The 21,605-nt window shown below is 57.7% G+C and carries 25 protein-coding genes and 1 pseudogene; 13 read left to right on the top strand and 13 right to left on the bottom strand.

From position 1 onward, the window contains the following. Nucleotides 1–38 precede the first annotated feature (38 nt). The 4 genes from HZS55_RS14830 to HZS55_RS14815 all read right to left on the bottom strand — a co-directional run bounded on the left by HZS55_RS14830 (nt 39) and on the right by HZS55_RS14815 (nt 3,368). Nucleotides 39–1,007, bottom strand: a complete 969-nt coding sequence (locus HZS55_RS14830) for a VOC family protein (RefSeq protein ID WP_179908367.1) — start codon at nt 1,005–1,007, stop codon at nt 39–41. Nucleotides 1,008–1,070: 63 nt separating this feature from the next. Beyond that, entirely contained in the window at nt 1,071–1,619 is a 549-nt protein-coding gene (locus HZS55_RS14825; RefSeq protein WP_179908366.1) for a DUF1684 domain-containing protein, read from the bottom strand. A gap of 136 nt (nt 1,620–1,755) precedes the next feature. Continuing rightward, nucleotides 1,756–2,541: a nucleotidyl transferase AbiEii/AbiGii toxin family protein gene (locus tag HZS55_RS14820; RefSeq protein WP_179908365.1), complete on the bottom strand. Its 786-nt coding sequence runs from the start codon at nt 2,539–2,541 to the stop codon at nt 1,756–1,758. Continuing rightward, complete coding sequence (locus tag HZS55_RS14815; RefSeq protein WP_179908364.1) at nt 2,538–3,368, bottom strand: type IV toxin-antitoxin system AbiEi family antitoxin domain-containing protein; 831 nt, start codon at nt 3,366–3,368, stop codon at nt 2,538–2,540. The genes HZS55_RS14820 and HZS55_RS14815 overlap by 4 nt, the downstream gene beginning before the upstream one ends. Nucleotides 3,369–3,501: 133 nt before the next feature. On the opposite strand from HZS55_RS14815, the gene HZS55_RS14810 reads away from it, so the two are divergent. The 4 genes from HZS55_RS14810 (at nt 3,502) to HZS55_RS14795 (ending at nt 7,297) form a co-directional block, all read left to right on the top strand. Next, nucleotides 3,502–5,283: a hypothetical protein gene (locus tag HZS55_RS14810; protein ID WP_179908363.1), complete on the top strand. Its 1,782-nt coding sequence runs from the start codon at nt 3,502–3,504 to the stop codon at nt 5,281–5,283. Nucleotides 5,284–5,738: 455 nt separating this feature from the next. After that, the gene (locus HZS55_RS14805) at nt 5,739–6,041 is read left to right on the top strand and encodes a DUF5779 family protein (protein ID WP_179908362.1); all 303 of its coding nucleotides are present in this window, start codon (nt 5,739–5,741) and stop codon (nt 6,039–6,041) included. Between the two features lie 81 nt (nt 6,042–6,122). Next, nucleotides 6,123–6,800, top strand: a complete 678-nt coding sequence (locus HZS55_RS14800) for a hypothetical protein (protein ID WP_179908361.1) — start codon at nt 6,123–6,125, stop codon at nt 6,798–6,800. An 86-nt stretch (nt 6,801–6,886) separates the two neighbouring features. Then, nucleotides 6,887–7,297, top strand: coding sequence for an MPN domain-containing protein (locus HZS55_RS14795; RefSeq protein ID WP_179908360.1), 411 nt, complete (start codon nt 6,887–6,889; stop codon nt 7,295–7,297). A gap of 25 nt (nt 7,298–7,322) precedes the next feature. On the opposite strand, the gene HZS55_RS14790 is transcribed toward HZS55_RS14795, so the two are convergent. The 4 genes and pseudogenes from HZS55_RS14790 to HZS55_RS14775 form a co-directional block, all read right to left on the bottom strand. Next, a complete protein-coding gene (locus tag HZS55_RS14790) occupies nt 7,323–7,532 on the bottom strand; it encodes a ribbon-helix-helix domain-containing protein (RefSeq protein WP_179908359.1) in 210 nt (69 codons plus the stop codon). Between the two features lie 55 nt (nt 7,533–7,587). Beyond that, a pseudogene (locus HZS55_RS14785) lies at nt 7,588–8,223 on the bottom strand (IS6 family transposase). A 191-nt stretch (nt 8,224–8,414) separates the two neighbouring features. Continuing rightward, the gene (locus tag HZS55_RS14780; protein WP_179908358.1) at nt 8,415–9,059 is read right to left on the bottom strand and encodes a hypothetical protein; all 645 of its coding nucleotides are present in this window, start codon (nt 9,057–9,059) and stop codon (nt 8,415–8,417) included. Further along, nucleotides 9,056–9,889 (bottom strand): hypothetical protein, encoded by an 834-nt coding sequence (locus HZS55_RS14775; RefSeq protein WP_179908357.1) that lies wholly within the window; start codon nt 9,887–9,889, stop codon nt 9,056–9,058. Before HZS55_RS14775 ends, HZS55_RS14780 begins: the two co-directional genes overlap by 4 nt. 129 nt (nt 9,890–10,018) lie before the next feature. Here HZS55_RS14775 and HZS55_RS14770 point away from each other — a divergent pair, with 129 nt between their 5' ends. Further along, complete coding sequence (locus HZS55_RS14770; RefSeq protein WP_179908185.1) at nt 10,019–11,359, top strand: ISH6 family transposase; 1,341 nt, start codon at nt 10,019–10,021, stop codon at nt 11,357–11,359. A gap of 25 nt (nt 11,360–11,384) precedes the next feature. Next, complete coding sequence (locus tag HZS55_RS14765) at nt 11,385–12,470, top strand: hypothetical protein (protein ID WP_218927230.1); 1,086 nt, start codon at nt 11,385–11,387, stop codon at nt 12,468–12,470. Nucleotides 12,471–12,665: 195 nt separating this feature from the next. Here HZS55_RS14765 and HZS55_RS14760 read toward each other — a convergent pair whose 3' ends face one another. The 3 genes from HZS55_RS14760 to HZS55_RS22430 are packed head-to-tail and all read right to left on the bottom strand — an operon-like array spanning nt 12,666 to nt 15,066. Continuing rightward, on the bottom strand, nt 12,666–13,568 hold the full coding sequence (locus HZS55_RS14760; RefSeq protein ID WP_179908355.1) for a hypothetical protein: 903 nt from the start codon (nt 13,566–13,568) through the stop codon (nt 12,666–12,668). 36 nt (nt 13,569–13,604) lie between these two features. Beyond that, on the bottom strand, nt 13,605–14,402 hold the full coding sequence (locus tag HZS55_RS14755; protein ID WP_179908354.1) for a DUF7847 domain-containing protein: 798 nt from the start codon (nt 14,400–14,402) through the stop codon (nt 13,605–13,607). A gap of 55 nt (nt 14,403–14,457) precedes the next feature. Then, complete coding sequence (locus HZS55_RS22430; RefSeq protein WP_218927229.1) at nt 14,458–15,066, bottom strand: hypothetical protein; 609 nt, start codon at nt 15,064–15,066, stop codon at nt 14,458–14,460. A gap of 1,049 nt (nt 15,067–16,115) precedes the next feature. On the opposite strand from HZS55_RS22430, the gene HZS55_RS14745 reads away from it, so the two are divergent. Then, a complete protein-coding gene (locus HZS55_RS14745) occupies nt 16,116–16,376 on the top strand; it encodes a hypothetical protein (protein ID WP_179908353.1) in 261 nt (86 codons plus the stop codon). 22 nt (nt 16,377–16,398) lie between these two features. Here HZS55_RS14745 and HZS55_RS14740 read toward each other — a convergent pair whose 3' ends face one another. Further along, entirely contained in the window at nt 16,399–16,953 is a 555-nt protein-coding gene (locus HZS55_RS14740) for a hypothetical protein (protein WP_179908352.1), read from the bottom strand. A gap of 150 nt (nt 16,954–17,103) precedes the next feature. Between HZS55_RS14740 and HZS55_RS14735 the strand changes: the two genes are divergently transcribed. From HZS55_RS14735 to HZS55_RS14710, 6 genes are all read left to right on the top strand, one after another. Further along, nucleotides 17,104–17,274, top strand: coding sequence for a hypothetical protein (locus HZS55_RS14735; protein WP_179908351.1), 171 nt, complete (start codon nt 17,104–17,106; stop codon nt 17,272–17,274). An 89-nt stretch (nt 17,275–17,363) separates the two neighbouring features. Then, entirely contained in the window at nt 17,364–17,996 is a 633-nt protein-coding gene (locus tag HZS55_RS14730; protein WP_179908350.1) for an IS6 family transposase, read from the top strand. Nucleotides 17,997–18,111: 115 nt separating this feature from the next. Continuing rightward, entirely contained in the window at nt 18,112–18,519 is a 408-nt protein-coding gene (locus tag HZS55_RS14725) for a hypothetical protein (RefSeq protein WP_179908349.1), read from the top strand. 71 nt (nt 18,520–18,590) lie between these two features. Beyond that, nucleotides 18,591–19,418, top strand: a complete 828-nt coding sequence (locus tag HZS55_RS14720) for a DUF6159 family protein (RefSeq protein ID WP_179908348.1) — start codon at nt 18,591–18,593, stop codon at nt 19,416–19,418. Nucleotides 19,419–19,527: 109 nt separating this feature from the next. Continuing rightward, nucleotides 19,528–19,944 carry a DUF5518 domain-containing protein gene (locus HZS55_RS14715; RefSeq protein WP_179908347.1) on the top strand — a complete coding sequence of 139 codons (417 nt, stop codon included), beginning with the start codon at nt 19,528–19,530 and terminating at the stop codon, nt 19,942–19,944. A gap of 208 nt (nt 19,945–20,152) precedes the next feature. After that, nucleotides 20,153–20,503, top strand: a complete 351-nt coding sequence (locus HZS55_RS14710; RefSeq protein ID WP_008523596.1) for a hypothetical protein — start codon at nt 20,153–20,155, stop codon at nt 20,501–20,503. A gap of 139 nt (nt 20,504–20,642) precedes the next feature. On the opposite strand, the gene HZS55_RS14705 is transcribed toward HZS55_RS14710, so the two are convergent. After that, nucleotides 20,643–21,527 carry an IS1595 family transposase gene (locus tag HZS55_RS14705; RefSeq protein WP_179908346.1) on the bottom strand — a complete coding sequence of 295 codons (885 nt, stop codon included), beginning with the start codon at nt 21,525–21,527 and terminating at the stop codon, nt 20,643–20,645. Nucleotides 21,528–21,605 lie beyond the last annotated feature (78 nt).

The following is a 21,605-nucleotide window of genomic DNA, read 5'->3' as shown; positions in this document are numbered from 1 at the left end:
CCGAGCGGTGAGCGGTCGGAGCTGACCCCGCGACGGGCTCACCCGTCGTCGAACGGCGGCAGTTGCCCCGCGATCATCTCGCGGTCCTCTTCCAGCCAGGGCGGGAGCACGAGGTCGCCGCCCGGGTCGGGCTCCCTATCGGCGACACCGAGTCCGGGGCGCTCGGTCGCGAGTTCGAACAGGACGCCGCCGCCGTCGCGGACGTACAGCGACTCGAAGAAGTGCCGATCCTTCACCCGCGACACGTCGAAGTCACGCTCGTCGAGCAACGCGCGCCACTCCCGGAGCTGCTCGCCGCTCTCGACGCTCAGGGCGACGTGGTGGATCGACCCGCGCCCCTCCTTGCCGTACTCGGCGTCGTCCGTCAGCAGGTCGACCGTCGACTCGCGCCCGCCCGGCAGCCGGTAGCGGACCGCGTCGTCGCGTTCGGCGACGATCTCGAACCCGAAGGTGTCGAGCAGACTCGCCGTGACGTACGGGTCCGCCGACCGCACGGACACGCCGCGAACGCCTCGGATCGCCCGTTCGGCGGGGACCTTGCCCTCCGACGAGCCGTCGGTCCAGGGGCGGTCCGCGCGCTCGTCGAGGTCGGTGGGTCCGGTCTCGCTCTCGGCGACGCCGACGAGTTCCAGCGACGTGCCATCGGGGTCCGCGAACGCCAGGACGGGCTCGCCGAACCGCTCGGTCCGGTCGACGGTCACGTCGCGCTCGGCGAGTCGGTCGTACCAGAAGTCCATCGAGTCGGCGGGAACGCGCAACGCCGCCGTCGTGATGTCGGGCTTGCCGATCCGACCGGAGTCCTCACGCGGGTAGGTGAAAAACGTGAGCACCGAGCCGGGAGTGCCGCGCTCGTCGCCGTAGTACAGGTGATAGACGAACGGCTCCTCGAAGTTCACCGTCCGCAGGAGAAAGCGCAGTCCCAGCGTCTCCGCGTAGAACCGTCGGTTCTCCGTGGGATCGCCCGCGACGACCGACACGTGATGCACGCCGAGCGTGTCAGAGAGCACTGACGGAGGTACGGACCGCACCCCGATAAGCGTACCAGCGATCCGCGGCCATCCGCCGACGGATCAGTTCTGCTCGTGGCGTTCGCCCGCTTCGACCGTCGTCTCCAGCCAGTTCTCTTCGGGCGGGTACGGACAGGAGAAGGTGTCGCTGAACGCGCAGAACGGCGAGTAGGCGAGATTGAAGTCGATCGTCACCTCGTCGCCGTCTTCGAGGTCGCGCTCGGTCTCCAGCTCCATGTAGCGGCCGCCGTCGTAGGTCTGCTGGCCGGTCGTCTTGTCGCGGAACGGGACGAAGATGGCCTCGTCGCCCGGCTCCTGTTTGTAGCCGTGGAGGTCGAACGACTCGCCGCCGAGGTCGAACGCGAAGGTGACCACCCGCTCGTAGCGCACGGTCCGGCCGTCGGAGGTCTCCATCTCGACGGGGTCGGGCTGGTCGTGGACGGTCACCGTCGCGTCGACGCGGTACTCGGGGTCGGGGTCGAAGTACTCCAGCCCGTCGAAGCCGTCGCGGTCCTCCGGCGGGATCGGCGATTGGGGGTGTTCGTCGAGGAACTCGTCTTTCTCGGCGCGGTTCGCTCGCAGGCGCTCGGCCCAGTCGTCGGTGTCGCTCATAGTCGGGATTGCCGCCGCGGTGGTTTGAGTCCGGCGGTCCTCGATATCGTCCGCTAGGAACGGCTCGTCGAGCGTGTCGGTTCCGACAAATCACACATTGCGTGGGTACAGCGTACTATTCGTGGGACAGCGGGTCTTATCGGTCCGAGAGACGTTTCAGATACGTATCGACCTGCTCGACCACTCGATCGAACTCCGGTTTCTCGGTTACGAGTCGGTCGAGTGCTCGGTCCCAGTACGCTTCTACGGCTTCCCGATCTCCGTCCGGAATCCCAGTATCCAATCGAAGTTCGACATCCTGACTGCTCGCTTTCGTCCGCAGAGCGTCTGCGATCACGTCTGATTCGAATTCGTGGTGTTCCATCAGCCGGTAGAGGTCGTAGTAGTCCCTCGCTCGGGCTCTCTGGTAGATGCTCCGCAGTTTCTCGACGAAGATCTCTTCGACGCTGTACGCCGACAGTTGGAACTCCGGGACATCTTCGAAGCGGTGGGTGTGTTCGACCGGCTGGAACGCCAGCGGCTCGGCGAACGTGATGTCGAGATCCGTCGTATTTCGCTGTCCGAGCACGGCGTCGTACTGGATCTTCACCTGGAGGTATTCGACCGGAGTTCCTGCCTCGTGATAGCTCGTTATCTCGAATCGGATCCCCGACCGACCCTCGATACCGTTTATCGCGGTCTCCAGACGGCTAGGGAGGTCGGAGATGTCCTCGGTAGCGGTGAAATCGAGATCTTCGGAGAACCGCCACAGTTCCGGGAAGTACAGCTTGCTCAGTGCGGTTCCGCCCTTGAACACCAGTCCATCGATGTCCGACCTGTAAAGCGCGTAGAGGATCCACGAGTTGACGTAGTTCTTCTCGGCCAACCCAGCGGTGACGCCGTCCTGCCGCGCCAGTGTGCGGACACGCGCCTCGGAGATCATCGGAACCGACCTCCCGCGGTCTCGATTTCGTCCGTCGAGACGTTCAGCAGTAACCGATACTCGCTGCTGTGTGTCCCGTCGTCGCCTCTCGTGGGATCGAGTTTCGAATACCCGCTGGTAAACCCCGCTTCCAGTTCGTCCCGCTGCGGGAGTTCGACACCGAGCGTATCGGCGAGGTAGACGATCCGCTTGACCGCTGCGCCGTTGCCCAGTCTCAGCACGTAGTCGACCAGGCGTTCGGTATCGAGGTCGGCGGCGCCGTCCAGCGCCTTCGCGAGTTCCACGATCCCGCCGCAGTGTTCCGGGTGGTCGGCGCAGTCGACCAGCGCCTTCTCCCTGGCGGCGACATCGACCGTCTGAGAGCGGATCGAGACGGGTTCGTGGCCGAAGAACTTCCCGTCGGTGACGGTGACGAACCGGTACGTGACGCCGTGGATCTCCCGGTCGGGGACTCGGCCGGTCGTGGCCGCGAAGACGGTCGTCGGGACCTGCTCCGTCAGTCCGTGGTAGTTCAGCGCGGTCCAGTAGGAGAGATACATCGGCTCCGCGAGATGCGAGGCGATGACGTACTCGTGTTCGGTGTACTCGCCGCGTTCTCCCGCAGCGAGCGGGACGATCAGATAGGTGCCCCGTTTCAGTCGGTCCAACCACTTCTTGTCTTCGAGATTGCTGGCGATCTTCTTCGCCGCGGTACGGGAGCAACCGAGCACCGATTCGATGTCGTCGATCGTCACGATGGTCTCGTTCCGACCGGCTAACCGAGTCAGAGCGAGAGCTTCCCGCTTGGACAGACCGCTCTTTATATCCTCTTCAGACTCGGTACCCATAATCGGATCTAACGCTACAAGGAATATAATACCTGTAGTTTACAAAACCCTTCCGTCCGTTCGAACGGCTACGCTCTCAGGTCGATGGCGCTGATAGCCACTTTCTTGTCGATTGTCGCGTACAACACGAGGTATGACCGAGGGCTGGGAGCGGCGACGCTTCCTCGCTGCGCTTTCGCTGGCTGGGGTCGGATCTGTCGCGGGGTGTCAGAACCTGGGGAACGACACCCGATCGACGGATTCCGGCCAGGACACCCCTACTGAACGACCGACGGCGACCCCGAGCGAGACGGACGCGGAGACACCGACCGGGACACCGCCGAACACACCAGTCCAGATCGAATTTCAGGTGGAGACACCGGGCGAATCGGATTCCGGGCGGATCTCGTTACCGCCGATCTGGGAAGCGGACGACACCATCGATTCGTATCAGGTAGCGGTGACCGTTCCCGGGACGGTGAGCGGGGAACAGGTCCAGCAACTCCAACTTCGCACCGACGAGTCGGTTCTACGGGAGATCGAAGTGGACAACGATGCAGAGGTCACGGTCTCGGTGAATCCGGCTCAGCTGAACGCAGGCGAGAATCGGATCTCTGTCTCGGGAGTGACCGAAGACGACACTCAAATCCAGTCGGATCCAGTGGGAATAGCCAAACAGACACCGGAAACACATCTAGTAAACTGGGTGCATGAGAAAAACGAAGACCTCAGAGACGAAGCCAAAAACCAGTATGGGGAAGACTACTTCGAAGAACAAGTCGGACAGACAGAGATAACAGACTCGCCGGTACTCAACCAGTACGATACACCGGACGGCGTAGAACACTACGACAAAGAAATTGATTTGGCTGCATGGGAATGGCACCACGACAACGACTACCCGTACCAAGGAGACGGAGGCGTCGCCGGAAACCCACAAGAAGCCATCGACTTCGTAGAAAGCATCGGCCCACTCGAAGAGGCAGAAAATCGTGCAAGAGAAGCGATGGAAAATCCGCGTACAAATCAGTACCCCAATAATAATGTGCAGAATGATGGGGATGGCACTATCAGTGGGGATAAAGGAGAATTTAACTACGATAAATTTTCTAATGCAGATACACTATCCGAAGCATTAGACTGGCTTCACCCATACCTCTTCGAATTCCAACTCCGTTATCCAGGTCCCGGACCTCGCTCCGATGAAGACCAGATGTATGCAGCAGTACTTCAGAAAGGAATAGACGACCACACAGACATAGAATCACAGTTCTGGGAAGTCAATCTACCGGAAGCCCCAGCATCTACACACGGAAACGGCCTAGCATACGACAAAACCAACAACGAAATGCTACTGGTAGAATCACATGATACCCCAGTGACAAATAATGATACCTTCCACCCACGAATAGAAGAATCAGACTACCTCGACATGGAACACTCTGCCTCCGACGAATGGTATCACCCACTAAGATTTGCAGACGAATATAGAAGCGAGGAGAGGGAGGTAGCGGAAGGGTTTAATGAAATTGGGTTTGGTGTTGCTAAGAAGTATGCTGCTTCTGTGCTTAGAAGTGTAGCTACAGGTTGGAGTGATTCAATACAGAGTGAGCAGAACCCTGAACCAGGCAGAGGTTTATTCAATGATATTAATGTATCAGTTACTAATGATTATATTATTGATCTAACTGATAAGATAAGGTTCTGGAATAATTATGAAGAAACTGATTCTGATACATTCGAGAAAATTAAGTCCCATTCTAAAATGCTTAATGAAATGGTATCAGACAAAGATGAAAACTATGTGATAGGGGGTACTGTAGATAATCCATGGACTATTGAAGGTGTGGAGAGAGCAACAGTTAACCAAATATGGGGGGACAAAAATGGCCAATTTGACGATGCAAAGGCCATCTTAGAGACTGAAGCAGCTTAAAACTCTTCTCCCCTATATTTCACTATCTTGTTACCTCACTGTTTATACTACTCAATGAGGTATCGCTGTTGAATCCTACTCCGTTACCTGATAATGAGTCCCTCCAGTCCGTATATACACTTCTTAGGCCTTCAGTCGGTTGACCTTCCTCATCATTCCTATCCAAAATCTGTGCTTGGCCGTTCGTAAGCCACTATTGTTCTCCTCCATTTGCTTTGTTGAGGAGTTTTTCTTGTGTGAGAGAGGAGATGAGGGTTAGTCTTTCTGTGGGGGTCATGTCTGCGAAGGCGGTTTTGTAGCGGTTGATGGTGTGGCGGGAGACTTCGAGTTCGTCAATTGTCCGAGTCTGATTTCGGCGGACGACTGCGCGACCTTTGCGTCCCCGACCGTTCTCATCACGACCGACGCCACCCGTCGGACACACCTTTTTCTCGGTCGACCGCGAGGGGGCGGGTATGGGCGAGATCGACCTCGACCTCCAGACGGTCGAGGAGGAGCTTGACGACGAGGAGGAGGGCGACGACGGGGGCGGGCGGGTCGTGCTGGGCGTGCTCGACGGCTCCACCCCCGACGAGGAGTGGGTCGAGATCGTCGAGGACGGCGGGACGCTCGTGCTCTCCATCGAGGGGGACGTGAACGAACTGGCCGCGGGGTTCGCCGGCGGCGTGCGCGAGATCGACGGCGACCTCATGCAGTTCCGCGGCTTTCTCGTCGTGACGCCGCCGGGCGTCGGCATCGACGCGAGCCGGCTGGACTGACCCCCAGCCGCGGCGAACCGGTGGGAGGCGCCCAACTCGTGAGCGTCGTCGCTTATGTAGCCGGCGTGCCAACACCGGGGTATGACGATGAAAGGCTCCGGACGGTCGACGTCGTGGCGCGAGATCAACCGGTGGGACGGCGGCATCAGTTGGCTCGCCCACCCAGAGGAGGCGATGCAGCGGGTGAGCCACGCCCTGGTCTCCGACGGCGACGTGTGGCTCGTCGACCCCATCGACATCGACGGGCTGGACGACGCCCTCGCCGAGCACGGCACCGTCCGCGGGATCGTCCTCCTGCTCGACCGACACAAGCGCGACGCGGAGGCACTCGCCCGCCGCTACGAGGTCCCCGTCTACGTCCCCGAGTGGATGGACGACGTGCGCTCGGACCTGACGGCACCGGTCGAGCCGATCCGGCGGAGTCTGGCCGACAGCGGCTACGACCTCCACAAACTCGTGGACAACCCGGTCTGGAAAGAGGGCTTTCTCTACGACGAGGACTCGAAGACGCTGGTCGTCGCCGAAGCGGTCGGCACGTCGTCGTACATGCGCACGAGCGACGAGCGCCTCGGCGTCCATCCGGCGCTCCGGCTCAAACCGCCGAAGGCGCTCGGTCGCTACTCCCCCGAGCGGATCCTGGTCGGCCACGGCGAGGGCGTCATGGAGGGTGCGGCCGAGGCGCTGGCGGACGCGCTCGCCGGGTCGCGCAAGCGGACGCCGCGGCTGTACGCCAAGACCGCGCGGGAGTTCCTGTTTTGAGCCACCACCGTCACGGCGTCGAGAGCCACCGGCGCGACGAGGCGCGCGAACGACGGAGTTTTGCCGGGTGCCGCGAATAACCCGCCGTGGTCTACGCGACGCGCGGACTGGTCGAGTCCTGTCTCAGGTTCGCACGGGAGTCCGACCCGGACCCGGTGACGATCTCGCTGTCGGTGACGCCCGCCGAGGAGTTACTCGGCGCGGATCTGCCCCCCGAGACACCCGTGTTCACGCACTTCTACTATCCCGACTCGGCGGGGTCGGTCAACTTCGTCTTCGGCGTCGACATGGGGACGCCCGTCGGGCAGACGCAGGGCCGATTCGTCTCCCACCCCAACGGCGAGTTGCGCGTCCGCCAGCGCGACGATTTCAAGGAACTCATCTTCGTCGCCGTCCCGCCGTGGGACGAGGAGTCGGTCGCGGTGTTCGACCGCGGCGGCGAGCGCCAGCCGCTCGAACTACTCGACGTCGAGCCGCCCGAGGAGTTCCCCGAGTAGGCGGAGTCAGCGGCGGCCCGGCGGCTCAGTCGAGATAGCCCAGGTCTTCGAGCTGGTCGGCGATCTCGGAGAACTCCGCCTCGGTCAGCTCGCCCTGCTGCTGGTTCTGGATGACGATGCTCCGCAGGAGAAAGCGAACGAGGTCGCTCGTCGAGGAGAAGCTCGTCCCCTCGATGGTCTCGTCGACGCGGTCGGCCAGGTCCTTCGGGATCGAGACGGTGGTGTAGTCGGTCATACCGGCGGATGGGGAGGGGCGGGGTTAGTCGTTGTGGCTGGCCGCGAGGCAGTGTTCAGATAAGCCGATTCCATGCGAACGCGAAAGAGCTAAGCCAGTCATCGGCGGTTGCTGGATCGACATGACTGAAACAGTTTGAGAACGAATTAGTTCGGCGTTTTACCTCGCGAAAGACACGTTCGACGCTGTTGCGATTTCCATGGCGTTCGTATCTGAAATCGAGGCCGTGTCAGTCGCAGGCTTCTTTCAGCGGAGTGGCGCCGTCGACGAGAAACACGGCATCGTCGACATCGTGTTTCTCGCGGAGTTCACCGAAGAACATCTCGGCGAGAGCGTTCGTTCTCGTCGGTTTAAGCTTCGTGTGGAGTAATTCGTTCGAATCGGGATCGACGGCGGCGTACAGCCAGTACTGCTCGCCGTCGATCCGGATCACGGTTTCGTCAACCGCAACGTGATCCGGTGACCGACCAGCCTCCGGCTGTAGATCGGCCTTGTGAACCCAGTTGTGAACGGTCGAACGAGCACGATTGACACCGAATACCTCTAGAAACGAAACAGTATTCGAAAGCGAAAGTCCAGCAAGATGCAGCTGAATACTGAGCTTCATCAGCAGCTTCGGTGTCGCCTCGCGTTCAACAAACGCTAAGTCAATCTCGTCCAAACATCCACCGAGGCGGTCGTTTTCGGGCATAGATCACTTTGAAAACGTACCGCCTCACTCTTCATCCTTATCTGAACACCGCCCCGCCGGCCGCGAGCGGGGAGAGCCGCCGGCCACCGCTCCCCGGTCTACTCGCGAGAGCGGTCCGTACAGGTTGTTCAGTGACCTCTCCTAGCGATGACTTATAAGAAGTCTATTAGAAATGCCGTACAAGATATAGACTACTTACTAATCGACTCCCTACTAGAGTCTACGTTCACACTCGCTTCTAAATTTAATTCCGTTTCGTCAATAGGAATAACTTCAACAACTGACTCTACACTTCTAGAAGGAGTGATAATGTAGATTACGACACCCGCCTGCTCATCTACGAATCGGTCAATATCCGGAGAGTCATCCTCATCTCCGTCCACCTCATACGAGGAGAAAATCACTCCTGTACTAACTATACACACAAAGAGTATAGAAATAGCAATGAGAGATATCGGCCAGATAGACCCGTTATCAAGCAAATAGAGACGGTAGAGACTGTAACCGAGTAGAGCTACCCAAGAGATAGTGAGTAGGCTGCAAACCGCCAATATCGGTATTCCAACAATATTTCCCTTTCGCTTCTTATAGGGCGTTCCGTCTTCTTTCGTTTCAAACTCACCATACTGTGAAAACTCAAAGGATCTAAAGTCAATATATGTGTATGAATTATAGGTGGCTGCGCTAACCAGAGCAGCAAGACCGGCTACACCGTACAAGGCCAATCCAGGATCAGGAAGCTGCCAGACGATATATGTGAAATTGATCACCGGGAGAAAAGCCAGCGCAATTGCCTCCTCATCCAGCAGACGTAATCCATCAGTCAGACGGCTCATCGGATAGTGACGTTGGGGTGGAGAGTCAGAATATACTGTTCTAACTCATCATTCCGCGTGACTTCCATCTCACCGTCAAACTCGTTTTGTAGTTCAGCCCGTGCGTCACGAGCGAGAGCGCGCGCACCTCCCTTGGCACAGACATCAACGAATTCTGGAGACCCTGGCCAGTCAAATATCTGGCCAGCCTTATCTGTGGCTTCATCAACTAGATCGGCAACGCTCTTGTCCTGTGGTCGCACGAAGACGGCAAACGGGTTGTTACTCACATACATTTTAAATGTATCTCGGTATTCATTTTCGGTCTTTTTTCCATTAATCACGAGGTCAGAGTACATCTGATCAAACACACTTCCCTTGTCAAGATAACCCATCGAACACATTGACACAAGGTACTGAGCTTCCTCCGGGTCATGACCACGATCAGCATAGCGCTGTCCGATGCCGGACCGGATGTCGTATACCTCCTCCTGGCTGAGCCCGCGAACTCGATCCATTTCCCGAAGCACTAACGCTTCCTCAATAACCGGGAGGAACTGAGGGTGAACCCGACCATGGAACCGGTCAATTACCTCATCAATCATCCCACCCTCTGTGTTCATCACTTTCGAAACGCCTCGCCAGTCTTTAATCGGGAAGCCATCGGAGACCTTGTGCAGATGCTTGAAGGTATCTATGAGATCGGAATATTCCTCTACTGAATCGTTCGATCTAGCTTTATCGGTGATAGTCCGAATAGGGATATTGTCAGTATCGACGATTAACACATCACGGCCATCAAGGGAACCAATATCGGCATATTGTCCGGATGGGAGGTCGCCAGTAGCCACATCTTCATATTCTCCATCCTCAGCAAGTTTCTTAAGATTCTGGTCGTGTCGCAAAGTCCTCTAGAGTTCAGTAGCAACTGGCTCCCGTGAGGAACGGGACGCCTCTGGTGTCCACCCAAGAGGTGTCCCATGCACGCCACAATCGACGTGCGGTTCACGATTAGCATCGACGAGGACAAAACGGTACCGCTCGCCACGCTTGCCGAATTCGTTACCGAGCAGAACGTCGAATCTGTACTGCTCGAATCGATGGTCGAGAGCCTCGACGCGAGCCGCGTCGAGGCGCTCTGTGGTGAGAAACACGCTCACGGCAATGGTGATCAGCGATTCCAACGCGCCGGTACTGACACCCGCACAGCCGTCACAACCGCCGGTGAGCACGAATTCGACCTTCACTACGTCGAAGACACCGCCGCTGACCACGACGAATCCAGCTACTTCCGGCCCGTCGAAGATGTTCTCAGCTTCGACGGGCAAAACCGCTATCAGCAGGACATCGCCGCCAAGAGCGTCGATCTCGCTACTTCGGTCAGCTATCGTGACGCTGCTGACCACGGCGACGGCATCCTCTCGAAGATGCCGTCGCCGACCACCATCAATCGTCGCGCCAAAGAGTACGGCAACAAGCTCAAGCAGTTCCTTCCAGACTGTGTCGCTGACACAGACGCTGACGCCGTTATTCCTGACGGCACGAAGTGTCACAGCCAAGACGACGACCGCGCGTACCACTCCGTCCAGGCCACGCTCGGCGAAGATACTGCCAAGGAATCACGCTCTCTGCTGGATCTCTCGATCAACGCTGACTGGGACGAGACAGCCGCCAAACTCGATGACATGGACGCAGTCACTGACGACGCGACGGTCGTCAGTGACGCTGATGAGGGTATCGTCACGGCATTTACCGACGAAAACCGTAATCATCAACTTGATCTCGTCCACGTCGGCCGAACGCTGGACTACAACCTCTGGGACGACGGCGTGTTCTCCTTGGATCGGCGGAACGAGATCGTCTCGGAGGTGATCGACGAGGTGTTCCATCTGAAGAATTCGGTCGCCAAGCACCGTCCAAACGAGGAGTTCGCGGCGATCCGCGAGCGGATCGCGCGAACGACCGAGCGTATCGAGAAGACAGCGTGGCAGTTGGATCAGTTCGGGTCAGAGAAAGCTGCGGGGTATCTACAGCGGTGGCTGCCGTCGATCGTGACGTTTGCCGAGCAGGCTGTCGAGGGGTTCGAGGTGCCGTGGACCTCGAACCCCGTCGAACGGCTGATGGGCGAAGTCAGCAAGCGGTGCAAGAACCAGTGGATGCGCTGGACAACGGAGGGGTTAGAGGCGATACTCCAGCTTCGGCTGGTGAAGTACGCCGATCCAGAGCACTACCAGTCGTTCCTCGACGAACTGCTCCAGCGATCGACCAAAACAGCAATGAGCTGTGACCTCTCAATTGAGAGCACCAGAGGCAAACTCTAGACCGCTTTGCGACGCGACCGATTTATTGGAGCGGGAAGGATACACAGTGGATCCAACGGGGACAAGCGGTCCCGATGGCGGTCGCGACGCCTTCCTCGTGGATGGTGACCGAGACGGGATCCTTCATTGCTCCGTGCAGAAAGACAATTGGGTCGGGAAAGCCCACGACGACATCGAAACAGCTGTTGAGAACTTCGATCGTGACTTTGATTTCTACATTTTCGCCACAACACAAGACCCCAGTACGACCAAACGGGATCGGGTTGAAGAGGAGCTCCACGAGGAATGGGGAATTCCTACGACGGTTTGGGACTTCTCGAAAATCCGGAACAGCTTGGTGGGCGATCGTGAAAACAACGATCTGATCCGGGAACACCTCCGTGTCAACCCCAATCGACCGTTCGTAGACATTGAGTCAGAAGTAGATGATCTCTATGAGGATTTGCTGGATCGTGTGAAGCGCCGACAAGCTCCCGATGGGACAATTGTCGAGGACCCTGCCTTGGTTGTCGTCCATGTCATTCCTCAGGAAGCCGTTGACGACCATCACGACCGGTATGCAGGCGACCTCCCCCACCCACCTCAGTTCGAAAAACGTGATGCATACGCTGTAACACGACCGAAGGTGAAGATCACCGAAAATAATCGACGCTTCCATGATGGCACCGAGAGGGAGCGATACACTGCTATCCATCGGGACGGGTGGACTGAAGGTATCTTCACAGCTCTGTATCCCAGCGACAACCCCCAACTCCGGACGTCTATTGATCGACTCATAGCGAACTTCGTCCCCACTGCTCTCGGGACGTTTGACGAAGCAGACATCTACCCGCCCTACTATGTGTACGTCAGCATACTGGGTGCCGAGGGGTACACACTTTCCCGACCAAGTGGATCAAACCGACCACCCAGCAATGTGCGACCTTTCACCAAGGACGAGATACGGTTGAATCGCGTCCAAATCGACAATCCAGATGTCGATGTCCCGGATGTGATGCGGAAGACGTTCGATCAGCTCTGGCGACATGGTGGCTGGGACCACTCAGTCAATTATCAAGCCTCCGAGACAGATGATGGTGAAACTGTCTACGAGTGGAATCCATACCGATAACAGTATCCACAGTAACAGAGCGAGTCGAGCATAATTGCTCTCCTGTAATTGGTTTCTCGATCAGTCACGCCATGGTCCCCATCGGAATTACGCCACGATGAAACCTATTGAGGACAGCCGCTGATCCCTAGGAGTAGGACCTTGAACAGGTCGATAAGCTAGCTGAAGACTCGCCTTCGTGCGTCAGGATGGTTGTTATTGATGATAGAGACGCCAGAACCAGCCGGGTGTTGAGGCAGTGATTTCGTCGATAACTGATGTCCACGGGTGGTTGCCGTGGAACGCCCGGGCATAGGGACCCGAGATGTCCGCTGCCTCACTCACAAGGAGCAATGAGCCGAAAAGGGCGTATTCGGGGAGGAATGCAACATCACTCCACAAGTACCGCGGGCGAAGATATCCGAGAGGCCGCCACAAACGGTGAGATCGAAGCGCAGCCAGCTCCTCGTCGGTAACACCGAGTTCACGAACGGCCGTCGGTGTGATCCCGCCTCGACGCGTTCCGTGGGCAAGGACGCCCTTCAAGAGTGTCTTCGTATGCTGTCTCTCCGCGAGATGAATCAAGAAATTGTACTGTAGCTCAGTGGCGAAATGTGCTTGCGTACGGACTGACACTGCCTGCTCGAAACCTTCCTGCAGGTACGGGTGTTTCCACGTTGGCGAGTCGAACTGGTGCTGATACGCGTGGCACAACTCCGACGCTAAATACGTGTACGCCGTCGTCTCGGGGAGTTGCCCTGGGCTCACGCCGATTCTGCCCGTCCGCGCGGAATATCGCCCGCCGATGAACACGAGCGTTAATGAGGCCGGCAGATCGCTCGTGAGAAGTGCGAGACGCTCCCTACGCGAACAGTCGTACACAAGATGTTCACGCCACATCTCGCGGTACGGTGTGGAATCGACATCGAGAAGGTCGTCGTAAAATCGCGTGAGTTCATCAAAGCGTTCGTGAAGGTCAGCCTCACTTGCGAGAGGACCATCGGAACTCTGTAGGAGTGAATCGGTTAGGGGTGGTGCGTCCGGGTACTCCTTCCGGTACGCATCAACAGCATCTGAGCAAATTGACCGTAGCTGTTCGAAGAACGCGTCGTCATCCATTCTATGATATCTTCTCAGAGTATTAAATTCGGTAGCTTACTGGGTAATCCCTCGATAGAACGACACGGAATACACTGCGAAAAAGCCACTGAACACCACGCCTACGACGAGGGCAAGGAGGCCGACGGCAGCCAGAACCGGGAGGGAGAGTTCTGGGAGATGGAACGCCGTCGTTGACTCCGGTGACAGGAGAAGCGAGAGCACGCCAACGATACCGCCGAACACTCCACCGAGAACGCCGACGAGAATCGAGTACCCCAGCGTACTGACGATGTGCTGTCTAACGACCGAGACGCTGTGTTTGAGTCCGTCGACGGCTCCCATATCGTCGAGGACGATCGCCTGGCCGTAGAACTGGAGGAAAAAGAGGACGATGAGGTACAGGAGAACGACGATGGCGACGACAAGTCCGATGACGGCAAGCGTCGCGACGTTCGCCGACGCGAGGCCTCCACTTCCGAGGACGAATACGGTACCGACCACGCCGACGAAAAACGCGACCATCCCGAGGACGAAGTTGACCGCCATCAGAGCGAGGTATGCGACGAGAATCGAGACGTAGTTGGCCTTGCCGGCGTCTATGAACGTCCGTAGCGCGGTTTTCCCGTCGAGTGCTTCGTCGGCCATTGCGATCAATCCGCCCTGGAAGAACGGCATGACGACGAGCAACACGAGCGACAGGCCAAGCGAGACGATACTGCTGAGGAGGGGATTCACCGCCTGAAGCGCCAGTTGTGGCACTTGGAACAGCGAGAGGACCAGAATTGGGACGAACAGCACCAGATTTCTGCGGAGAGTTCCCGGCGTCTGACGGAGGGCGTTCAGGACGACCATACCCGGTCTCTATTACGCACCCAGAAAAGTATTGTCTGTTGGACAGCTTCTCGAGCTACGATGAGGGGGGATTGATGTAGAGACCGTACCGATAGAACTCCTCGTCATACCAGAGCAGTTTCCCGTTCGCCGCCGTGTCGACCGCACCGAGTCCCAGAGCTTCGAGTACCGTATCGAACGCGTCCGAGATCGGCGCTGTTTCCGTGTACGTCTCCTGTGCGACCGCCTCGCTGAGGAGTTCCCGTGCCGCCTCCGGTAGTTCTGCAGGGGCGAGTTCGGTATCGATCCGCGAGCCAAAGACGACCTCGCGGAACTGCGGCCGCGAGTCGGCGACCTTGATCGCCAACGCCGTGTACGCCGTCTCGACGATTTGTTTGCGGGTCACGTGGACCCGGTAGGCCCACGTGCCGCTCTCGGTCATCGTCACGACGCGGCCGTCGAGATCACCGGCTGCGAGCTGACTCTCGCGTTCTGCCGGCCGGCGCAAGACGTAGGCGTCCCCGCGGAGCAACTCGGCCGTGCTCGTCTCGCCGTCGGTCTGCGTGTAGCTGTGAAGAATCTTGAGTACGCGCGCGCTCGGCCGTTCGAGCGTGTCAATCAGAACGGCGTCAGCTGGCACCTGCTCTTTGGGGACCGGGTCGACACGGACCAGTTGGCGTTCCATCTGTGTGCGTCCAGTGACGACGTGTTTCGTCTGGTAGTACGACCCGTCGTGGGTCACGTAGGCGTCGCTCGGGAGCGGCTTGTACCCGTACGTCGTGTGGCGGCCATCCGGGAGAATGTCATCGAGAGCATTTCGAGCGGGCGTCCCGAACAGCGCCCCATTATCGGGTTCGTAGAGTGCGTGTTCGACTGGGGAGACGTCGATAGGTTCGACGGTGAGTGTGTACTCGGACGGCGATTTCTTCGAACCGAATGGATTTGCTGTCGCACAGCCGGCGAGTGCTGACAGAATCGTTGTACCGCCGATCTGGAGGGCTTGTCTGCGAGTGGAGGGCATAACGGGAGGACACGCTTCTGTTGAAACTCCCCGTCATTGACGATTTCGATACCTTCGCCACAAGTACAGTGCGTCTATCCTGCCGACAGGTTGGATGAGTGCTCGGTCCGACAACGTTCCGCTGAGACCCCTTGGACCAGTAAGATTTTCAATACCGCTGCGATAAACGTATCCGCGTGACTCCCTCCAACATCAGAAGGGTGCTGTTCAGTGAGCCGTCTGGTCGCCGCCATGCAGTAGTGATGTTCGCTGGGGCACTCGCCTTTGTCGGTCTCTACCTAACCGCTTGGTTTCTCGACGAGTCTGTCCCACGCTTTGCGCTCTTTCTGCTGGTTGGGTCTGCGTTGTCCGGTATTGCCGAAGCGCTTCCGAAGGATCGACGTCGGATAGCCGGTGGTTTACGTGTACTAGCGATTCTCGTGTTGGTGTGTCTACTTGCTCTCATCATCTTCGCTCCCGAGTTCATCATTGGATAGCGGGACGGAACCTATTGACGCCCACTACACACCCTAAACCTCCTAACAGACAGCAGTCAGGCACCTGACTCTCATTGAGTTCTCTTCTTACAAGCGTGTCATAGAACTTCCCTCAAGGAACTATTTTCATATAATATTCAGCGAACCAGTTGTTAGATAGAGCGCGTGCACCAAGCGTTCAGTACCGGAGGGTGGGCCCACCAGTACTATTTTAGTACTCTCCTCCCGGTGTTGAGTATGGCAGTTGCAACCGCCGCCAGGTACACAGGCAGCGCGCTGAGTGTCGTTTTCGCCATCTCCCTCCTCGCGCTCGCCGCCCTCCATGCTGTGGCAGGTGTCCAATTAGCCGCGATTCCTGCGATCGGGGGGCTCGTATTGCTCGGCGGCGCGCTCGCACTCGCCCCCGAGTCGAATCGTGATCTCGTTGTATTTCTCGGCGCCCTCGTTGTCGCTATCGCCTCCATTGGTGGATTTATCGCAGCCGGGCGATTTTTCTAAGCGAGGCTGCAGGGATACACAGTTAGCGTTGGTCAACTAACGCTGAGACGATCAACGTCTGAACCACGGCGGACAGGGGGAACCCGATGAACACAACGACGCCTCGAAATACAAGCGTCACGAGCGGAGACGATTCGATGCCAGCTATTGAGAACAGGACAGCGAGTGGGAACGACGCCATATAGAGCACCCACACCGGGAAAAACAGCAGGAAACTGAGGGGGAGAACGATTGGCTTCCAAACCGCTTCGTAGAGCGAGAGCGCATCAAGCGCTACGAAGCCAACAAACCCGACGAACACCCCTACGAGTATGCCGCCAGCAAGACGTGGAGGAGACCCAAGCCAGCGGACGATCCGGTGCGTTTCTCCTCGCTCATCGAATCTGAAGCGCGTTCTGAGACCACCCGCGACCAGCAGTACTGTGAGGAGGACACCAAACAACGTGGCTACGCCCACTGCGGTCGGCTTGAAGCACAACGGCTGGCAGTACTGGCCGCCCTGAAAGAAAAGGAACGTGAGTGGATACGCGAGCAGTAAGAACGGGAGGACACTCTGTCGGAGCCAGTTACGTTCCATACCGTATATCATCACCTCTGTATCATAAACGTGGCTCGCAAACGAACAGTAGTTCCCGCCACAGTGTCCTTACTAGAGCAGCAAGTGGAACTTCCGATACAGACAATTGAGGTACCAAACGCTCATATGATGTTGATAGAAGGATGATGTATGTCTGACCGTACTGACCGCTTGCTTGCCCTCCACGTGATCTTAATGGCGCTGCTCGTCGTGTCCCAGACGACTGTCGTTCCTCGAAATCAGCTCCTGGGTTCGATTGGTATACTATTCGGAGCGGTCGCCATCATATATACACTTGCTGAACTCAAAAACACGTTCTGACTCCAGTTACCCCCGTAAATAGTATCTTGACGGAGCGAGTGACCGCGGTGTTAAGTTAAGGATGAGGCGGTTAGAGATTCGAATGATCTATGCCCGAATCCAACCGCCTCAGCGAGTCTACTGGATGGATCGACTTGGATTTTGTGGAGCGAGAGCGGACACCCTGCCCGATCGTTGAAAAGGGTATTCGTCACCACCTTGCAGGACTATCACTTTCGAATACAGTTGTGTTACTTGAGGACTTGGGTGTCAAACGCAGTCGGACAGCGGTTCACAATTGGGTTCAGAAAGCCGATCTACAGCCAGCTGCTGGTGAAAGCCCGGATCGCGTTGCGGTCGATCAGAAGGCGATCCGGATCAACGACGAGCAGTACTGGCTGTACGCCGCCGTCGACCCAGAAACGAACAGAATCCTCCACGCACGGCTGTTTCCGACGTATACGATCGCAATCGCTCGGGAGTTTCTCACCGAACTCACCGAGAAACATGCCGTCGAAGACGCCATGTTTCTCGTCGATGACGCCGACGACCTGATCGGCGGACTCCGCAAAGAAGGTCTCAGCTACCGCGTTCAGCAACACGGCCATCGAAATGCGGTTGAACGTGTCTTTCGTGAGGTGGAACGTCGAACATCTTCGTTCTCAAACTGTTTCAGCCACGTCGAACCGCCGACTGCCGAAACATGGCTCCAAGCTCACGCCGTCTGGTGGAATCATGCTTAACTTAACACGACCGCGAGTGACAGCAGATCCTCCCTAAAGAATTGCGTCACTCGAATTCGATTCCGCAGTGCTGCTCGACCACAAACATCTCATACGGCCACTACGAAGGACGAGTATGGCGACTGCCGAACGGGGGATCGGCTCCTGGCTCTCAGCGACCTACGACCTGTTGTTGGCAGTTCTGGGCTTTACGATCGTCTGGTATCCAGTACTGTCGCTGAGCAATACCGTCCTCGGCTCCCCGGTTGCAGATGCAACAGTGAATCTGATCGTCGGTATGCTGGCGTTCGGCGGTGCGTATCCTGTCGTTGCTGGTGACTGGTCGCTCGGTCGGTTAGGTGATTTTGCGTTCGTCCTGATCGCGTCGGAGATCGGATGGGGAATCATCGGGATGGTGAGTGTCCTCGCACTGGACGTGACCATCTCCGGGAGTAACCGTCTACCACAAGCAATTGTTTGGGGTGCCGCCTATGTGACTGCATATCTTGTCGTATACCGAACCAGCATGTCGATCTATCAGTAGCCATTAATCTCTGAAACCCCCCAACAAGCGGTAGACGAAGACTTATCACAACTCAGTAACGAGACTGCCGTATGTCCGGGAAGTTCAGTCGTGGGCTTGACGTCGTCGACGGAAGCCTCGACGTCTTCCGGGCGAACCCCCGTCTCGCAGTCCTCCCGCTATGCAGTCTCCTGCTCGTCGGGAGTGGCTTCGCAATCGCGGCCGGTGTCGCCCTCCACTACGGTCTCGTTGCATCGATCTTCACGAACGACCTCATCACGTACGCCGCGATATTCGTCGGCCTCGCGCTCACCTCGAGTCTCGGCGCGTTCTTCAACGTCGCCGTTGCCCACTGCGCGTTCCAATACTTCGACGGTGGAACGCCAACCGTCCAGGACGGGCTCCGCGCGGCATGGCGCTCGCGCCGTGCAGTCGCGATGTGGGCGCTCACGTCCGCCACCCTCGGGACCGTACTCTACATCCTCGACGACAAGTTCGGCTTCCTCGGGAGTGCTGCGCGCCTCGTCTTCGACCTCGCGTGGGGCCTCCTGACCTTCTTCGTGGTCCCCGTCATCGTCGTTGAGGACACGGCAGATCTGCGCACCATTCTCCGTGAAAGTGGGAGCGCATTCAAGGAGACCTGGGGCGAGAGCGTGAGTGCCTCGCTGGGCGTCTCGCTGGTCGTCCTCCCGGGTGCACTCGTCGGCATCTTCCTCTTGGTGGCTGCCTACCTCGGTCTGCACGGGATCGTTGCATGGATCGTCGGGGGCCTTGGCCTGCTTTGCGTCGTCGCGGCGATCATCACAGCACAGGTCCTCGGCATGGTCGCGCGCACCGCACTCTACGAGTACGCGACCGAGGATCGTCGTGTCGGCCCGTTCGCCGACCGCAACCCAGCAAGTGTCTTCCCCGAGTCGTGACACTGACTGCGGCGGACTATCGACGGTACTCTCGCGACCTCACCAACTATAGCCAGATGGACCAAACAATGCGACGTATTCACCTGCGTTGCATCCTCTGGAGATAATTATGTCTATCGGCACCCACCACGTCCTCCGAAATAATCATACGTGGAAGTACGCCCTACTTGGTGGCCTCATTTCGATTCCACTGGTTATTGGTGACTACTGGCTATCGGGAATGGGGCATTACTTTTCAATCAACATGGTATTCTTCGGTGGACTCATCGCTGGGTTTCTCGCAAAACGAGACGCGGCCAATGCGAGAAAGGCAGCTATCGGTGCCGGAATCCTCGGCGGATTGCCGGGATACATCTGGATATTTCCCGCGATGGTTCGGACCTGGCATAGTTTTGCGACATCGTGGTCGTCGACTGTCGTAGCGACCTTGGTTATGACACTCGCCGGTGTGATGATGATCGGCACCGGTGCGCTTGGCGGCTTTCTCGGCGGCCTCGTCGGCGGGTGGCTGGCCAATCATAGCTGATTGAACTCGTTTACAGACAGGCCATAACACGAAATTCGGGATTCCTGGTAGTACTGTCCCAGTTCGACCACGAGCAAGACAGAGGACTGCCTAAGGGCTATTGCGCCAAAATAACGTCTGGGGAACGTGATATCAACAGAGGCACTGGTCCCTGGCTGGCCCGAAATCCTCGGATAGGTTTTAGAAGCCACAAGCGGACGTTCTCAGTATGCCCTCCCAGATCGAATCCATCTCCCCGCTCGGGGTCGGCCTCGGCATCGGTGTCGCTATCGTGGCCGTCGCACTTGTTGGACTGGACTATTATCAGCCTGCTCCAGCTGCCCTTATCGCGACTGTCCTCTTGGCCTTCGCCGTCGCCTTACACGGTGTGAAGCCCTTCGGAGAGTCGATCGCCTATCATCTCCTGCAGGCAGCCGCGTTTGCAGTCTGGGGAACGATCGTGATCATCACAGACGACCTCACGTTCATTCCGGCGGTGTTCGTGGTCATCGGCCTCATTGGCGTACTCAACTACGGCTGGCAGGCCGTCCAGCGGGGGATTTGGACGCCGACAACCTAGAGGGTCATAGAACGGTTGGCACATCCGTATCTCAGCCCTCCAGAACCACTCACTACAGAATAGAGATGTAACGGAGGCAGGCGAATTATCCAGATCACTGCTCTTATTGAATACGCTCTTGTGTAGCACATTGTTGATTTCAGAGAGTGGCTTTGACGGCGTGTTTGAGCGCTTTTCGTCCGGGTTTGCGGTAGAGTTCTCGTCTGAGTTGGAACGCTCGGAGATACTGTGTGAGGCGATCTTTTGAGATGCCTCGATGCGGCGAGAGCCACCGTCGCGCCAGCGACGCGTGGCTCTCGCAGGTGTTCACGTGGACCGTCTCGTCGGCGTATTCACCGTCTCCGTGAACGACGTATTCGCGGTCGAATTGCTCATCTTCTTCAAGCGGATCGTACGCGCAGAATCCATCGGTATAGACCGTGAGAGGCTCCTGCTGGCGGTCAGCCAGCAGGAGTCGGATCGTCGATTCGTCTGCGGATTTCGCTGGCACAACGTACCGTTGCTCGGTGCCACGATCCACGAGGACGAACACAGGCGGTTTGTCTTGATCATACGTTCCGCGTCCGCGTCGAGAGAGGCCGCGAGAGCGCGACCAGCGGTCGCGCTCGCGGCCTTTCAAGCCGACAGAGACGTAGAACTCGTCAATTTCAACCGGGCCACGGAGATCGAGTGACGGCGCGTCGAGCGCTTCAGCGAAGCGCTCGACACGCCTGTGAATCGTTTTGTAGGTGACCTCGATTTCGCACTGTAACTGCCTGAGACTCGTGTTAAACCGCAAAAACGCGTAGATCGAAAACAGCCACTTGTGGAGCGCAATCTTCGAGTGAGCGAAGATCGTGCCGGTCTTATCGTTGAACGTGCGGCCGCAATCCTTACAGAGATACCGCTGAAAGTGCCCGTAGCTGCCGTTTCTGACCGTTCGGTCAGAACAGCAGCGAGGACAGGAAACGCCGTCACGCCAGCGAACCTGCTGTAACAGGTCCGCTGCGACCGATTCCGACCCAAACACATCTAGCGGAATCATCCGTGTCGGACACCGCTGACGCGGTGTCCTTGTCCTCTTCGACACGACAGCGACAGCTCAGCAGTATCAACAATCTCC

Origin of the sequence: Halosimplex rubrum (genome assembly GCF_013415885.1) — an archaeon.
In the GTDB taxonomy this organism is placed as follows: Archaea; Halobacteriota; Halobacteria; order Halobacteriales; family Haloarculaceae; genus Halosimplex; species Halosimplex rubrum.
This window is presented reverse-complemented; position numbering and strand designations above follow the sequence as displayed.

Coding starts and splice junctions, on each gene's coding strand:
- HZS55_RS14825 (WP_179908366.1), bottom strand. CDS start 1,619: ATGAGCGACACCGACGACTGGGCCGAGCGCCTGCGAGCGAACCGCGCC.
- HZS55_RS14820 (WP_179908365.1), bottom strand. CDS start 2,541: ATGATCTCCGAGGCGCGTGTCCGCACACTGGCGCGGCAGGACGGCGTC.
- HZS55_RS14815 (WP_179908364.1), bottom strand. CDS start 3,368: ATGGGTACCGAGTCTGAAGAGGATATAAAGAGCGGTCTGTCCAAGCGG.
- HZS55_RS14810 (WP_179908363.1), top strand. CDS start 3,502: ATGACCGAGGGCTGGGAGCGGCGACGCTTCCTCGCTGCGCTTTCGCTG.
- HZS55_RS14805 (WP_179908362.1), top strand. CDS start 5,739: ATGGGCGAGATCGACCTCGACCTCCAGACGGTCGAGGAGGAGCTTGAC.
- HZS55_RS14800 (WP_179908361.1), top strand. CDS start 6,123: ATGACGATGAAAGGCTCCGGACGGTCGACGTCGTGGCGCGAGATCAAC.
- HZS55_RS14790 (WP_179908359.1), bottom strand. CDS start 7,532: ATGACCGACTACACCACCGTCTCGATCCCGAAGGACCTGGCCGACCGC.
- HZS55_RS14780 (WP_179908358.1), bottom strand. CDS start 9,059: ATGAGCCGTCTGACTGATGGATTACGTCTGCTGGATGAGGAGGCAATT.
- HZS55_RS14770 (WP_179908185.1), top strand. CDS start 10,019: ATGCACGCCACAATCGACGTGCGGTTCACGATTAGCATCGACGAGGAC.
- HZS55_RS14760 (WP_179908355.1), bottom strand. CDS start 13,568: ATGGATGACGACGCGTTCTTCGAACAGCTACGGTCAATTTGCTCAGAT.
- HZS55_RS14755 (WP_179908354.1), bottom strand. CDS start 14,402: ATGGTCGTCCTGAACGCCCTCCGTCAGACGCCGGGAACTCTCCGCAGA.
- HZS55_RS22430 (WP_218927229.1), bottom strand. CDS start 15,066: ATGGAACGCCAACTGGTCCGTGTCGACCCGGTCCCCAAAGAGCAGGTG.
- HZS55_RS14745 (WP_179908353.1), top strand. CDS start 16,116: ATGGCAGTTGCAACCGCCGCCAGGTACACAGGCAGCGCGCTGAGTGTC.
- HZS55_RS14740 (WP_179908352.1), bottom strand. CDS start 16,953: ATGGAACGTAACTGGCTCCGACAGAGTGTCCTCCCGTTCTTACTGCTC.
- HZS55_RS14735 (WP_179908351.1), top strand. CDS start 17,104: ATGTCTGACCGTACTGACCGCTTGCTTGCCCTCCACGTGATCTTAATG.
- HZS55_RS14730 (WP_179908350.1), top strand. CDS start 17,364: ATGCCCGAATCCAACCGCCTCAGCGAGTCTACTGGATGGATCGACTTG.
- HZS55_RS14725 (WP_179908349.1), top strand. CDS start 18,112: ATGGCGACTGCCGAACGGGGGATCGGCTCCTGGCTCTCAGCGACCTAC.
- HZS55_RS14720 (WP_179908348.1), top strand. CDS start 18,591: ATGTCCGGGAAGTTCAGTCGTGGGCTTGACGTCGTCGACGGAAGCCTC.
- HZS55_RS14715 (WP_179908347.1), top strand. CDS start 19,528: ATGTCTATCGGCACCCACCACGTCCTCCGAAATAATCATACGTGGAAG.
- HZS55_RS14710 (WP_008523596.1), top strand. CDS start 20,153: ATGCCCTCCCAGATCGAATCCATCTCCCCGCTCGGGGTCGGCCTCGGC.
- HZS55_RS14705 (WP_179908346.1), bottom strand. CDS start 21,527: ATGATTCCGCTAGATGTGTTTGGGTCGGAATCGGTCGCAGCGGACCTG.